The sequence below is a fragment of the Paraburkholderia ribeironis genome (assembly GCF_900019265.1).
GTDB classification, from domain to species: Bacteria; Pseudomonadota; Gammaproteobacteria; order Burkholderiales; family Burkholderiaceae; genus Paraburkholderia; species Paraburkholderia ribeironis.
In genome coordinates this window covers 75,611-88,055 of the sequence record NZ_CYGX02000028.1, presented here as the reverse complement: position 1 = coordinate 88,055, position 12,445 = coordinate 75,611, and the positions used below count along the sequence as shown (strand labels likewise).

General features: G+C 64.4%; 15 protein-coding genes and 1 pseudogene. 9 read left to right on the top strand and 7 right to left on the bottom strand.

All coding sequences use genetic code 11. From position 1 onward, the window contains the following. The first annotated feature begins 292 nt into the window (after positions 1-292). Together BN2475_RS14465 and BN2475_RS34260 are read left to right on the top strand one after the other, a co-directional pair. On the top strand, positions 293-1,354 hold the full coding sequence (locus BN2475_RS14465) for an aldo/keto reductase (RefSeq protein WP_094780195.1): 1,062 nt from the start codon (positions 293-295) through the stop codon (positions 1,352-1,354). 14 nt (positions 1,355-1,368) lie between these two features. Further along, complete coding sequence (locus tag BN2475_RS34260) at positions 1,369-1,518, top strand: hypothetical protein (RefSeq protein WP_159444554.1); 150 nt, start codon at positions 1,369-1,371, stop codon at positions 1,516-1,518. Between the two features lie 24 nt (positions 1,519-1,542). On the opposite strand, the gene BN2475_RS14460 is transcribed toward BN2475_RS34260, so the two are convergent. Further along, positions 1,543-1,902, bottom strand: coding sequence for a carboxymuconolactone decarboxylase family protein (locus BN2475_RS14460; RefSeq protein ID WP_094780194.1), 360 nt, complete (start codon positions 1,900-1,902; stop codon positions 1,543-1,545). A gap of 117 nt (positions 1,903-2,019) precedes the next feature. Between BN2475_RS14460 and BN2475_RS14455 the strand changes: the two genes are divergently transcribed. Further along, positions 2,020-2,970: an AraC family transcriptional regulator gene (locus BN2475_RS14455; protein WP_094780193.1), complete on the top strand. Its 951-nt coding sequence runs from the start codon at positions 2,020-2,022 to the stop codon at positions 2,968-2,970. Here BN2475_RS14455 and BN2475_RS14450 read toward each other — a convergent pair. The 5 genes from BN2475_RS14450 to BN2475_RS14430 form a co-directional block, all read right to left on the bottom strand. Further along, entirely contained in the window at positions 2,967-3,536 is a 570-nt protein-coding gene (locus BN2475_RS14450) for an FUSC family protein (RefSeq protein ID WP_094780192.1), read from the bottom strand. The genes BN2475_RS14455 and BN2475_RS14450 overlap by 4 nt on opposite strands. Positions 3,537-3,664: 128 nt before the next feature. Beyond that, entirely contained in the window at positions 3,665-3,850 is a 186-nt protein-coding gene (locus tag BN2475_RS14445; protein ID WP_094780191.1) for a hypothetical protein, read from the bottom strand. 87 nt (positions 3,851-3,937) lie between these two features. After that, positions 3,938-4,348, bottom strand: a complete 411-nt coding sequence (locus tag BN2475_RS14440; RefSeq protein ID WP_094780235.1) for a DUF3175 domain-containing protein — start codon at positions 4,346-4,348, stop codon at positions 3,938-3,940. A gap of 154 nt (positions 4,349-4,502) precedes the next feature. Further along, positions 4,503-5,009 carry a PRC-barrel domain-containing protein gene (locus BN2475_RS14435; protein WP_094780190.1) on the bottom strand — a complete coding sequence of 169 codons (507 nt, stop codon included), beginning with the start codon at positions 5,007-5,009 and terminating at the stop codon, positions 4,503-4,505. Positions 5,010-5,294: 285 nt separating this feature from the next. Then, on the bottom strand, positions 5,295-6,716 hold the full coding sequence (locus BN2475_RS14430; protein ID WP_245841316.1) for a DNA topoisomerase IB: 1,422 nt from the start codon (positions 6,714-6,716) through the stop codon (positions 5,295-5,297). A gap of 323 nt (positions 6,717-7,039) precedes the next feature. Here BN2475_RS14430 and BN2475_RS14425 point away from each other — a divergent pair. The 5 genes and pseudogenes from BN2475_RS14425 to BN2475_RS14405 form a co-directional block, all read left to right on the top strand. Further along, positions 7,040-7,211 (top strand): annotated as a pseudogene (locus tag BN2475_RS14425) (DJ-1/PfpI family protein); the annotation flags it as partial. Between the two features lie 91 nt (positions 7,212-7,302). Next, positions 7,303-7,866 carry a DUF4142 domain-containing protein gene (locus BN2475_RS14420; RefSeq protein ID WP_094780189.1) on the top strand — a complete coding sequence of 188 codons (564 nt, stop codon included), beginning with the start codon at positions 7,303-7,305 and terminating at the stop codon, positions 7,864-7,866. Continuing rightward, positions 7,863-8,207, top strand: a complete 345-nt coding sequence (locus BN2475_RS14415; protein ID WP_094780188.1) for a DUF1488 family protein — start codon at positions 7,863-7,865, stop codon at positions 8,205-8,207. The genes BN2475_RS14420 and BN2475_RS14415 overlap by 4 nt, the downstream gene beginning before the upstream one ends. A 93-nt stretch (positions 8,208-8,300) precedes the next feature. After that, positions 8,301-8,882, top strand: a complete 582-nt coding sequence (locus tag BN2475_RS14410) for a hypothetical protein (protein ID WP_094780187.1) — start codon at positions 8,301-8,303, stop codon at positions 8,880-8,882. A gap of 409 nt (positions 8,883-9,291) precedes the next feature. Further along, positions 9,292-9,744, top strand: a complete 453-nt coding sequence (locus BN2475_RS14405) for a PA2169 family four-helix-bundle protein (RefSeq protein WP_094780186.1) — start codon at positions 9,292-9,294, stop codon at positions 9,742-9,744. Between the two features lie 214 nt (positions 9,745-9,958). Here the strand turns inward: BN2475_RS14405 and BN2475_RS14400 are convergent, their stop codons facing one another. After that, on the bottom strand, positions 9,959-10,297 hold the full coding sequence (locus BN2475_RS14400; protein ID WP_094780185.1) for a BON domain-containing protein: 339 nt from the start codon (positions 10,295-10,297) through the stop codon (positions 9,959-9,961). A gap of 498 nt (positions 10,298-10,795) precedes the next feature. Here BN2475_RS14400 and BN2475_RS14395 point away from each other — a divergent pair, with 498 nt between their 5' ends. Then, positions 10,796-12,277: an RNA polymerase factor sigma-54 gene (locus BN2475_RS14395; protein WP_094780184.1), complete on the top strand. Its 1,482-nt coding sequence runs from the start codon at positions 10,796-10,798 to the stop codon at positions 12,275-12,277. The last annotated feature ends 168 nt before the right edge of the window (positions 12,278-12,445 follow it).

Genomic DNA, 12,445 nt, shown 5'->3' with positions numbered 1-12,445 from the left:
GCGGCGAAGGAGGGTGGTTGTGGGTTGGTTGTGGGTTGGTTGTGGGTTGGTTGTGGGTTGGTTGCGGGTTGGTTGTGGGTTGGCCGCGGTTTGGTTGTGGATCGGTCGTGGATCGGTAGTGAAGCGCAGGAGTCAGTCTGGCAGGTTTTTGCCAGCTTTGCCGATTGGCATTGGCCAGCATCCGGCGCGAACTCTACGGTTCGTCAGGGCCGTGCGCGTGATCTGCCGGATCTCGCCAATTGCAGTAGGCTTGAGCGTTTCCCCCCACGAACGCAACGATGGAGCTTCGACGATGCGATACAACCAGCTAGGGCGTACCGGTGTGTTTGTTTCAGAACTTTGTCTGGGCACGATGACCTTCGGCGGTGGCGACGGCATCTGGAAGCAGATCGGCGATCTGCAGCAGGGCGACGCGGAGCGGCTGGTCGGCCGGGCGCTCGACGCGGGCATCAACTTCATCGACACGGCCGACGTCTATGCGGATGGCCTGTCCGAACAGATCACCGGGCAGGCGCTGAAGAACCTCAAGGTGCCGCGCGACAAGGTGGTGGTGGCGACCAAGGTCTTCGGCCGGACTGGCGAGTTTCCGAACGCGCAGGGCGCGTCGCGCTACCACGTGATCGATGGGATCAAGGCGAGTCTGAAGCGCCTGCAACTCGATCACGTCGACCTGTACCAGATCCACGGGTTCGATCCGGCCACGCCGATCGAGCAAACCGTGCGCGCGCTCGACACGCTGGTGCAGCATGGTCACGTGCGCTACGTTGGCGTATCGAACTGGGCGGCGTGGCAGATCGTCAAGGCGCTCGGTATTGCGGAGCGCTTCGGACTCGCACGCTTCGAAACGCTGCAGGCCTATTACACGCTCGCAGGCCGCGACCTCGAACGCGAACTGGTGCCGATGCTGCACAGCGAAGGCCTCGGGCTGATGGTGTGGAGTCCGCTTGCGGGCGGCTTGCTGAGCGGCAAATACGGGCGTGAGCAACAGGGCGAAGCGGGCAGCCGCCGCACGAGTTTCGATTTTCCGCCGGTCGATCGCGAGCGCGCGTATGACTGTATCGACGCGATGCGCGAGATTGCCAGCGTCAGGCAAGTGTCGGTGGCGCAGATCGCGCTTGCGTGGCTGTTGCATCAACGCGTGGTGAGCTCGGTGATCGTCGGCGCAAAGAGGGTCGAGCAGCTCGACGACAACATCGCGGCCACCAACGTTACGCTTGGCGCGGACGAACTCGCGAAGCTCGCTCAGGTCAGCGCGCTGCCGGCCGAATATCCGGGCTGGATGCTGGAGCGCCAGGGTGAAGGGCGTCGCGCTCAGCTCGCCGAAACGCGCGAGGCGGCGCGGGCGCGGGCTTAGCCGCGCCAGATACGATGCATCGCGCCGATTGCGCCGACCGCGCCGATTGCGCCGACCGCGCCGACCGCGCCGACCGCGCCGTCACGTATGGCACGACGGCGCGCGCAGACGCGGCACGCGGCTCGCCGGGCCAGTCACAGGCGACAGCCGGCGAGCGCGGCTGATGCTACCGCCGCTTATTTGGCCGCTTATTTGACCGCTTCGGTCGCTTCGGCCGTATAAGCGGCGACCGCGTCCATCGTGCGGGCCGAGTACACCATCGTGGCGCCTGCATTCATCGCGACCGCCACGCCGAGCGCTTCGGCGATTTCCTCGCGCGTCGCGCCTTGCTTCAGCGCTTCGGCCGTATGCACGGTAATACAACCGTCACAGCGCAGGCTCACGGCCACCGCGAGCGAAATCAGCTCGCGCGTTTTGGCGCCGAGCAGGTCGGCCTTCTGGCCGGCGTTCGACAGCGTCTGATAGCCCTTCACCGTATCCGGCGACAGTCTGGCGATCTCGCCGATGCGGCCGAACAGGTTTTTGCGGTAGTCGATCCAGTTCAACATGGCAGTGCTCCTTCGTCTGTTGCGCGTCGGCGGGTGCCGGCGTCGTGGGACAAAGTATTGCGCCGCGCCGTCATCTGCTGAATACTCGCTTGGCTCAACTTTTAGCGCGATCGTCTCATGGACACGCTCAGCCGATTGATCGACCTCGCCAGGCCGCAGGCCAGCCTCGATTTGCGCTGCCTGCTCTCAGGTGCGTTCGATATTGAACACGCGCCGCAGGAAGCGGGGGTCGCGCCGTTTCATCTGGTGCTGGGCGGCGCATGCCTGATCGAGACCGCCGACGGCGCGCAGGTGGCGCTGCAGCCAGGCGACTTCATGCTGTTTCCGCGCGGCGCTGCGCATCGCGTGCGTGACGTGCAGCGTTCATCCGGCGGCGCGCCCTTGATGCCAGGTCACGACGGCATGCTGCCGTTGCGGCGCAATGACGGCGGCGGAGCCGGTCACGATCACGTCGATGTCGATCTGCTGTGTGGGCGCTTCGTCTACGCGCCCGGTCCGTCGGCGTTGCTGCTGAACGCGTTGCCCGATCCGTTTCACGTGTCGCTGGGCGGCGCGCAAACGCTGGGCGCATTGCAAACGGTGATTGGACTGATGCGGACTGAAGCGGAGCATCGTCAGCCGGGCGCGCTCGCGATCGTCACGGCATTGAGCCACGCGCTGTTCGCGATGGCGCTGCGAGTGCATGGCGAGCGCGGCGCGGCTGCCTCGGGCGTGCTCGCGCTGCTTGCCGACGCGCGCCTGGGCGCTTCGGTGCAAGGCATGCTGAGCGCGCCCGAGCGGGCGTGGACGATCGCCGAACTTGGCGCTCTCGCGGCGATGTCCCGCGCGACCTATGCGCGCCACTTCAACGAGCGTGCGGGCGTGACCGTGATGGACTTCCTCACGCAGATCCGTATGACGATCGCGTGCGATCTGCTGCTTCACACGCGACGCAGCGCGGCCGAGATCGGCGAGACGGTGGGCTATCAATCGGAGGCGGCGTTCGGCAAGGCGTTTGCGCAGAGCGTCGGCATGACGCCGGGGCGTTACAGGCGTCGCGCGCAACCGGACAACGCTTCGGATAGCTAACTGGTTTGGCCGGTTTTGGCGAACCAGCGCCGTTCGATCGACGACATCAGCCACGCCACCAGCAGCGCGCAAACCGTGCCGAGCGTCACTTCGCCGAGCCGCAACAATGCTTTGTCCCACGCGGGCCCGATGCCGGGCACCAGCAGCATGATGGTCGCCGTGATGCCGCCCAGGCGCGCCGCGCTGCCCACGTTCACGGCCCAGCAGATCACGATCGCCGCCGCCGCCGCCGCATAGACGGCGAAATGGCCGCTCCCGAGCAGCGCGCCGGCAAGACCGCAGAGGCCGCCGACCATCGCGCCGATGAACTGGTCGCGCGACAGGTTACGGGTGTCGATATAGCTGTGCTGGCTGACGGCGATTGCCGTGATCGCGGCCCAGAAGGCCTGCTCGGGATGCAGCGCGCGGCCGATCGTGAACGCGAGACTGGCGCCAGCGACCGCCTGCACGGCCATCAAGCCGCCTTCGATCAGCCGCTCGCCGGGCGACAGCGACTTGAGGAACGCAAACAGCGAATTGGCCGCGCTTGCCCGGGCGGTGCGTCTTGAATCGTCGGACGAGGTCATCGGAGTGAAGCGCCTCGCCGCTGCATGAAGGTCCCTTATTCTAGCGACTGCGCTTCACTTGACGATCGAGCCGCGATGGGTCGCGCGGCTGCGATCGCTGCGGTCGAACGCGAGCCGCGCTGCACATGCTATTGCTTGCCGCTGGTCGGGCGGCGATACCAGTTCATCAGCGGTGTCGCCGAAATGGCGTGAACCACGACCGACGCGGTGATCACCGCGAGCGCGAGCGGGATCAGCTGGATGACGTCGGCAGCCGCGCCGTGTTCGAATACGAGCACGGCGCGGACGATGAGAAACCTCGATGTTTCGCGCATGAGCTTGCGATGAGGACCGGCGCGTGCGATACATGCCAGCCGGTTGAGAAGAACACTGCCAATGCGTTCAAGCCCGCAGGCATTGCGTCAAGGCGCGCGCCCGAACGCTTCACGCAGCTTGCGCTTGGCCTGTTGCAGCGTCTCGCGGCGCGCCTTCGGCAGGTTGCGGCCGGCGCGATTGATGTAGAAGTTGAGCATCGACATCGCCGATTGAAATGGCGTGCCCTTGCGGCGGCGGCTTTTCGTCGACGAGCGCTTGAGCGACTGCGCGATCGACTCAGCACTGCCGGTTTTGAAAACGCCGCGCTCGATATCCATCGCGTCGCTGGTTTCCATCACGTGATGCGACCACTTGCGCGAACTGCGAGCGCCACTTGTGCTGGCGGCTTTCGCCCGATGCGCGGCGTGCGCCTGGCTGTGCCGCTGGCGGGGCGGTCGTCCCGATCTGCTGCGCGCGACCGGGCGTTTCGATTTACGGGGGCCTTTGCGGGTGGCCATGGTGTCGTCTCCATATGGGGGATCGTGCTCGCGCGTCGTGATCGCGTTGACGGGCGTGAACTGAAACGCGCGGGCCGCTCCGTTCGCGGCATGTCGGCGCATCGGTACACGCGTGGGCACGAGGCGTGCCGCGCACGCACGTCAGCGGTTGCAGTCAAAGCTTCACGCCGCCACTTTCAGGGGCGTCCGACGAGCCCGGAAGACTTTCGCCGGTGCCCAGTTCGTCGAGGCGGTTGTAGCGCTCGCGGCCCCAGTATGGTTCGATGCCGTAGTACTGATGCACGGACGTCGCCCACGTCTGGTCCGCCATCGACGGCCAATGGTCCTTGTCGAAACCCGGGGCGTTCTTCACGCGTTCGGCGGTCATGTTCAGCACGAAGCACTTGCGCTGCGTGTCGAGCGTCAATGCGCTCCATGGAATCGCCAGCAGCTTGTCGCCAATGCCGAGAAAGCCGCCGCTCGACAGCACCACATAGGCGATGCGGCCGGAGGCGACTGCGAGCATGATGTCCTTGACCTTGCCGATATCCTCGCCGTCGCTACTGAGCACCGTGTCGCCGTCCAGTGTGGCCGCCGCCATGACATCCGGACCCGGGCCTTCGGCGGTCGCACGGCCCTTACCAACGATATGTGCGCCTTGGGTCTGCGTCTGATTGGACATGATGTGACTCCTCGCCAGCTAAGGGGATGCACGAGGATGAGCAACCCGTGTTCCTTCATGGCTTCGATGCACGCGCTACATGCGTGGCAGGAAAACATGCTACCCGCGCACGGGGAACACCTGGAGGAACGCGTAAAGCCTGCTGACGTGTTTGAAATTATTTCGTCTTTGTAAAGCGAGGAGAACTGATCGATGGATTGCGGACAAGCAACCGATGCGAGCAGTGAGCACGGGGCTGCTGCGGTTGCGAACTCGCTCGTTACCGCTTTGCAGAAAGCACGGCCCTCAATCAGCCGCGGGCGTGGCGTCGCGCTGCGCGGCTGCCTCGCGCGAAGCCGGACTTCGCTGCGCGGTTTGCACGCCGGCGGGCTGCGTACCGGCGGGTTTCACACCGCCGGGTCCGACACCACCGGGCTTCACACCACCGGGTTCGACACCGCCGGGTTTCACTCCGCCGGGTTCGACACCGCCGGGTTTGACACTGCTCTTCGCATCGCACGTGGCCGCTGCCTGCTTGCGCGCCACGCGCGACTTCTTCAGCAGGCTGGTGAGCGAGCCGGCGATGCTGTCATCGACCGCGGACTCTCGTATCTTGCGGCCCTTCGCGCCACTCTGGCGCGCCAGTCTTGCGGCGCGTTTTTCCGTCTGTGCCAGCAGCGTGGCAAGCGCCACTTCGTCTGCCTTCAGTCCGCGGCGCGACACGCTGGGCGTCAAGCTCCGCAGTTCGTCCGCCTCGAATGCGTTGATCACCGCAGGGTGAATGTAGCAGCGCCGGCACACGGTCGGCGTGTTGCGCAGTAACGCTGCCACGTTCTTGACCGTAGCGACGATATGGGCGCGCGCTTCCGACGCGCTGCTGCACATCAGACGCCGCAGCGCCGCCAGTGCGTAGACGCTGCCGGCCCACGTCCGATAGTCCTTGGCGGTGAAGTCCGCGTTGCTCGCGCGGCGCAGGTAGTCGTTGATGTCGGTCGAGCCGACTGTGCGACGCATGCCGTCGTCGTCGAGATACTGGAACAGGTCGTGGCCAGGCAGTTCGGCGCAGCGCCGCACGACGCGCTTGACGCGCGGATTATCGACCGTCACGTCGTGTTCGATGCCGCTCTTGCCGCGAAACCTGAAGCGCAGCTGGCCGGCTTCGATCTTTACGTGCTTTTTGCGCAGTGTCGTTAATCCGTACGACTGATTATCGCGTGCATATTCGACACTACCGATGCGAATCAGCGTGCTATCGAGCAGCTGAACGACGGCGGCGATCACCTTGTCGCGCGGCATGCCGGGCAGCTCGAGGTCGCGTGCGACGCGCGCACGGATTTTCGGCAGCGCGCGGCTGAACTCGGCCATGCGTTCGTATTTGTCGGCGTCGCGCGTTTCGCGCCAGCGCGGGTGATAACGGTACTGCTTGCGACCGCGTGCGTCGCGGCCGGTGGCCTGCAGATGGCCGCGCGGATCCGGGCAGATCCACACGTCTTCATAGGCAGGCGGAATCGCGAGCGCGTTGATGCGCTGGATCTCGCCGGCATCGTCGACGCGCTGGCCGGCTGCATCGAAATAAACGAAGTGGTCTTTGTCACGCATGCGCGAATAGCCCGGCTTCGTGTCGTCGGTGTGCCGCAGACCGGACGGCATCGCGACCGGGGCGGATTGTTGCGCGCTGTCGTTGGTGGCTGCGGGACGGCGCAGATTCGGTTGGGTGGTGGCGGCCATCGTTGCAGGTAGAAGTTTCAAGGGGGCATTAATATGAGGCGAGCACGGCGCCAATGACCGGCTCCAAGCAACGGCAATGCCCGACGGGGGCTGTCGCGCGCCGCGCGAAATAGGCGACGACGAGGCGACGACGAGGCGACGGCGGCCCGCCCAATCCTTGAAGCCGTGCGCGGTCCGCGTCTTTGCGGCGAACGCAAGCGCAGCCTTCGTTCCTTGCTGAATGACGGCATCAGCTGGCTCGGCGAACCGGCAGGCGTGTCGATCGAGTGCATGCGACCAAGGGCAGTACATGGGCACACCTTTTGCTGCCGATGGTGATAACGAGCACGGTCACGAGCTGGCCGTGCCTGCAAGACGATATCCGCAATGCGCGGCACGAGGGTCGACAAGGAAGTGGTCGAGGACGGCAATCTGATTTCCAGCCGCAAACCCAACGATCTGCCGGCTTTTAACAAGACGCTGATCGCGCAGTTGTCCAGGCGCCGGGCGGCTTGAGCGCATTGGATGCCCGACGCGTGCCGGGTGCAACGTGCGGCGCGTCGGCGCTTGCTGCGCATCGGTGATTGATCGATCAGGGAGAAAGTGCATGAAATTCCGGTATTCCATACAAGCGATGACGCTCGCACTGGGTTTGGGCGCGGCATCGATTGGCGCGGTCCACGCGCAGGCCAGCGATGCGCCGGCGAGCGCCGCGCCCACCGGCGCTGTTCGGCTTTCGCCGGCGGACCAGCAGTTCGTGCTGGAAGCGTCGAAGTCCGATGCGACCGAAATCGCGGCGAGCAAGGTCGCGCTGAAGAATTCACACGATCCGCACGTAAGGGCGTTCGCGCAACAGATGATCGCGGATCATACGAAGCTCTCGCATGGCATGGCATCGCTCGTGTCGAAGAAGGGCTTCACTCCCACGCCGTCCCAGGATTCCGCGCTGGTCGGCAAGCTGCAGACGCTCAAGGGCAAGGAGTTCGATCAGGCCTATGTCGAGCAGGTTGGGGTGGAAGCGCATCAGCGCGCGGTCGACCTGTTCCAGCAGGAAAGCCAGAGCGGCACCGACTCGCAGTTGAAGGCCGCGGCGGCGCACGCGCTGCCCACCATCAAGCATCACCTCGAGATGGCGCAGCAACTGGCCGGCGGCATGAAGGATCCGTCATGAGCGCGATGCTGCCGCGGCCGGCCTATGAGGACTCCCTGATGCAAATCATTTTTCCGGACGACGAGCCAAGCTTCGACGGTGCCAATCTGACGGTTTGGTTCAAGGCGCGCGTGGATGGCGAAGAGGTGGTGTGCGCCATCACCGCCGAGGCGCTGGAAGATCACTTCGGCGCCGCTTCCGCGCTGGAAGCCGAGTTGATGGCGGCCTTCTGCAAGGGCCGTCAGCGCATCCGTTCGGTCTGCGCAGAAGCGCTCGACCAGAACAACGGAGAAGGCGTGGTGTTGCATAGCGGACTGTTCAGAGTGGAAGGCATGGAGCCCGATCGCGACGCCACGACGTAGTGCCGGCGTGGGCCGTCGCACACGCGCGCTCTTGCGACGGCGAATGGCGGTGGCACGGTCCGCAATGCCATTTCAACCGTGCAAGGAGGTCTCATGTCACTCATCGTCGCAGCACGCTTTACGACTTTTCCCGTTGCCGAAGATGCGGCGCAAAAGCTTTTCAATGCAGGTTTCGTCGAAGAGGACGTCACGCTGATTTGCGTCAATCCACGTGACCAGCACGCGCGTTATCCGATCGGCGGCGAAGTGGGCACCGACGCGGGCGCAAAAGACTCGCCCAAGGGCGCAGGCATGGCTGTCACCCTTGGTGCGGTAGCCGGCGCGGTGGTGGGCGTGGCGCTTTTCGCGGCTTTTTCCGTGGCGCTTGTGGTGTTGCCGATCGCGGCCGGCGTCGGCGCGTTTGTCGGAGCGCTGATCGGTGCGATGGCACGCACACGCGCCGCCGCCCCGGTCGACCATCATCGGATTCTTGATGAAGAGGCGCGCGATTCCGGCGTGCTGGTCGCCGTGCACGTCGAGCCGGATAACCAGTTCGACGCCGCACGTGTATTGCGTGAAGCGGGGGGCGCGACGATCGAACGGGCGAGCGGCTGTTGGCAACAGGGGCGCTGGGCCGATTTCGATCCGCGCAGGAAGCCGGTGCCGCTTAGCGAATTCAATGAGGAGCGCACCTGATTTGAGCGGCTGCCCGCGCCTCTATGTTCGATGCGGGGATTGCTGAATGCCGGATGGCGGACGATCCGACATTTGCCGGGCCGGCTTGCGTTCCGGTTTCGGCGTTCACGGCCAGACCTGGCGCGCTGTGTCGAGGTTGCCGAGGTTGCTCCTGGCGCCCTGGCTGACGAGCGCCGCGCGATTGGCAACACGCGATTGGCAACACGCGATTGGCAACATTTACGTGCTTTGGCAAGTTTGGCCCCCTGTTACCACACGCGCTGGTCGACGTCGCGCGTGCGAAGCGCCGGGCACGGCTTATGCGAAGAGATCAACGAACCCCGCTGTCCCGACGACCGGCGCGTCGTCGTGAGCCAGAGCCGACGGCCGGCAGCGGATTCCACGACCAACGAAACCCAGGAGGCATCGAATGGCTACGAACGTTGTTTCTGTGCTGAACGATCTGGTCGAAACGTCGAAGGATGGCGAGAAGGGCTTTCTCAAGGCAGCCGAAGATGCGCACGACGCGCAGCTGAAAACGCTGTTTGCGTCGAGCGCCGAAGACTGCACGCGCGGCGCACGCGAGTTGCAGGATCTGATTCAGAGCCTTGGCGGCAAGCCAGAAACTCGCGGCAGCATGAGTGGTGCGCTGCATCGCGGCTGGGTCGATATGAAGTCGGCGGTGGCCAACCGCAGCGACCGCACGATTCTCGCTGAATGCGAGAAGGGCGAGGACGTCGCGATGAAGCACTACCACGACGCACTCGAAAAAGACTTGCCGGCGGACGTGCGTACGATCGTCGAGCGGCAGTATCAGGGCGTGCTGCGAAACCATGATCGGGTGCGTGATCTGCGCGATCAGTACGCGGCAACGAAGCGCTGAACGTGGCTCAGTGACTGGCGCCGGAGGCGGCGCTGGTTGGCTGCGGCACGAAGCTGAAACATTCAACAGTACGAAGCGAAAAAGCCGCATAAAAGAACAAGCCGTCCGCACTGCGGACGGCTTGTTCTTTTCTTGTTCTTTCCAGAAGCACCGAAACTGAACCGCGACAAAGAGCCGGGCCATACCCGGCATGTTCGTGATCAGTCGCGCGATGTTATTCGGCCGCAATCTTCAGGTGGTTTTTCACGCTCGACACGCCATCCACACCTTGCACGACCTGTTCGGCTGCGGCCTTGTCGTCGGCCGAGGGCACCGTGCCCGTGAGCCACACCACGCCGTGCTGGGTCTTCACGTGGATATGAGTCGACTTGACGTTCTTCGCGGCCAGCAGATCCGCCTTGGCCTTGGTGGTGATGGTGCTGTCATCGATATGCTGTCCAATCGATTCGGATGTCGCCGGTGGCGGCGACGTGCTGGTCTGCGCCGTGGCGTTCAGTGCGAATGCGACACAAGCGATGCTGCCTGCGGTCTTCAGTAGCTGGATCGTCTTCATTGCTGCTCCCTTCGGGTGTTGATGAGAATCGAGGTCTTGTTGCCTGCGGTCGACTGCGGCCGAAACCGCTGGTGACTCATGTGGAGTCGTTGCCGCTACGGTTCCGTCCGGACCCCGATACCGATAGCGGACGAGGGCCTGTGCATGCGCTGGGCGCTTCTCCATACCAGGACCGACGTTCGTCCACACGCTGCCAGTCCGCAAGTGCCGTGCCCGCCATCGCCTCCTGACGGGAGCGGCGCGGGAAAGCCGTTGCGATACCTGCATTCAGACTCATGATTCGCGTGACCTGCCGGCGCGCCGTGTGGATTGGCGGCGCGTCAGGCGGACAACCGGAATTTGCCGGGCACTTGTAAAAAAAGCTGCCGACGCGTGCGCAATCTGCGGACCCGAAAAGTTAAAGCGTAGAAAAAACAGGATGTTGGAAAAGCAGGTACGACAGTTGCTCCGGTGTGGCTGGCACACGCCATCTTCCCGCTAATAACAGGACTCACGACAATGCCTTCAATTGAACTACGAACAAGGCAGTCCCTCGCACTCACGCCGCGTCTGCAGCAATCGGTGCGTCTGTTGCAGTTGTCGTCTCTGGAATTCCAGCAGGAGTTGCGCACTGCGCTCGACACCAACCCGTTCCTCGAGTACGACTCATCGGAACCGGAAGACGTCGCGCTCGCCGGCGTTGCCCCGGGTGACGGGACCGGCGCGACGACCGCCACCGACACGGTCGCTGCCGCCGAACCCGATGTGGCGCTCGCCGATGCCGCCGTCAACGACACGGCGGAAAGCAACGGCCAGGACGACATGCCCGGCGACTTCCCCGCCGATTACAGCGGCCGCGGTTCGGCGCGCCAGAATGGCGACTCGGATGGCAGCGATCCCGCCGAATGGGCCCGATCGCAACCCACGCTGCGCGAGCAACTGCACGATTCGCTGCGTTTGTACCGGCTCGACGATCGCGATCGCGCGGTGGCCCGCTTCATCATCGAGGCGCTCGACGAGGACGGCTATCTGCGTCAGGAACTCTCCGAACTCGCCGATAGCGTCGATCTCGAACCCGAGTTGACCGAAGAAGAATTGCTGGTCGCGCTGCGTCTCGTGCAATCACTCGATCGCCCGGGTCTGGGGGCACGTTCGCTGTCGGAATGTCTGGCCCTGCAAGTGAACGCGCTGCCCGCCGATACACTGGGGCGCGAGGTGGCGCGGCAGATCGTCGAACATCATCTGGAACGACTCGCGCGCCGCGAACAGGCCGAGTTGCAGAAGCAGATCGGCTGCAGCGCGGAAGAACTGCGGGTGGCCTGCGCTCTGGTGCGCAAGCTCGATCCGAAGCCGGGCAACTTCTATGGCCGTACCGAGGAAAACTACGTGGTGCCGGACGTGATCGTGCGTCAGGTGCGCACCAGATGGGTGGTGGCGATCAATCCGGCGGTGCAGCCGCGCGCGCGGATCCATCGCATGTACGCGGAATTGTTCGCGCAGTCAGCGGGCGCCGGCCGCTCGCCGCTCGCGCAGCAGTTGCAGGAAGCGCGCTGGTTGATCCGTAACGCGCAACAGCGCTTCGACACGATTCAGCGCGTCGCCGAATGCATCGTCGCGCATCAGAGAGCATTCTTCCAGTACGGCGAAATCGCGCTCAAACCGATGGTGCTGCGCGACGTGGCCGACGAACTCGGTCTGCATGAATCCACGATCTCGCGCGCCACCGGCAACAAATATATGGCGACGCCGCGCGGCATTTTCGAATTCAAGCATTTCTTCCCGCGCGAGCTTGGCACGGAAAGCGGCGGGACGTGTTCGGCCGCCGCGGTGCGTGCGTTGCTCAAGGAGATGATCGCGGCGGAAAATACGCGCGATCCGCTCTCGGACGTGACGCTCGCGAAGATGCTCGCCGATCAGGGCGTGCTGGTGGCGCGGCGCACGGTAGCGAAGTACCGGCATCTGATGAAGGTGCCGCCGGCGGATTTGCGCCGCCAGCTTTGAGTGCGCCGTGTGCCCGCAGAGGTGAGGCAGCGGTGACGCGGAAGTGATGCAGAGTTGAAGCACAAGTGACGCAGCAGGGCCACGCGAGTTCGTCCGCTCGCGTGGCCCTTTTTGGTACTTTTTCGTAGCTGGACGTTTCGGGCGCGCGCCATTACATTGGCGGGTCGA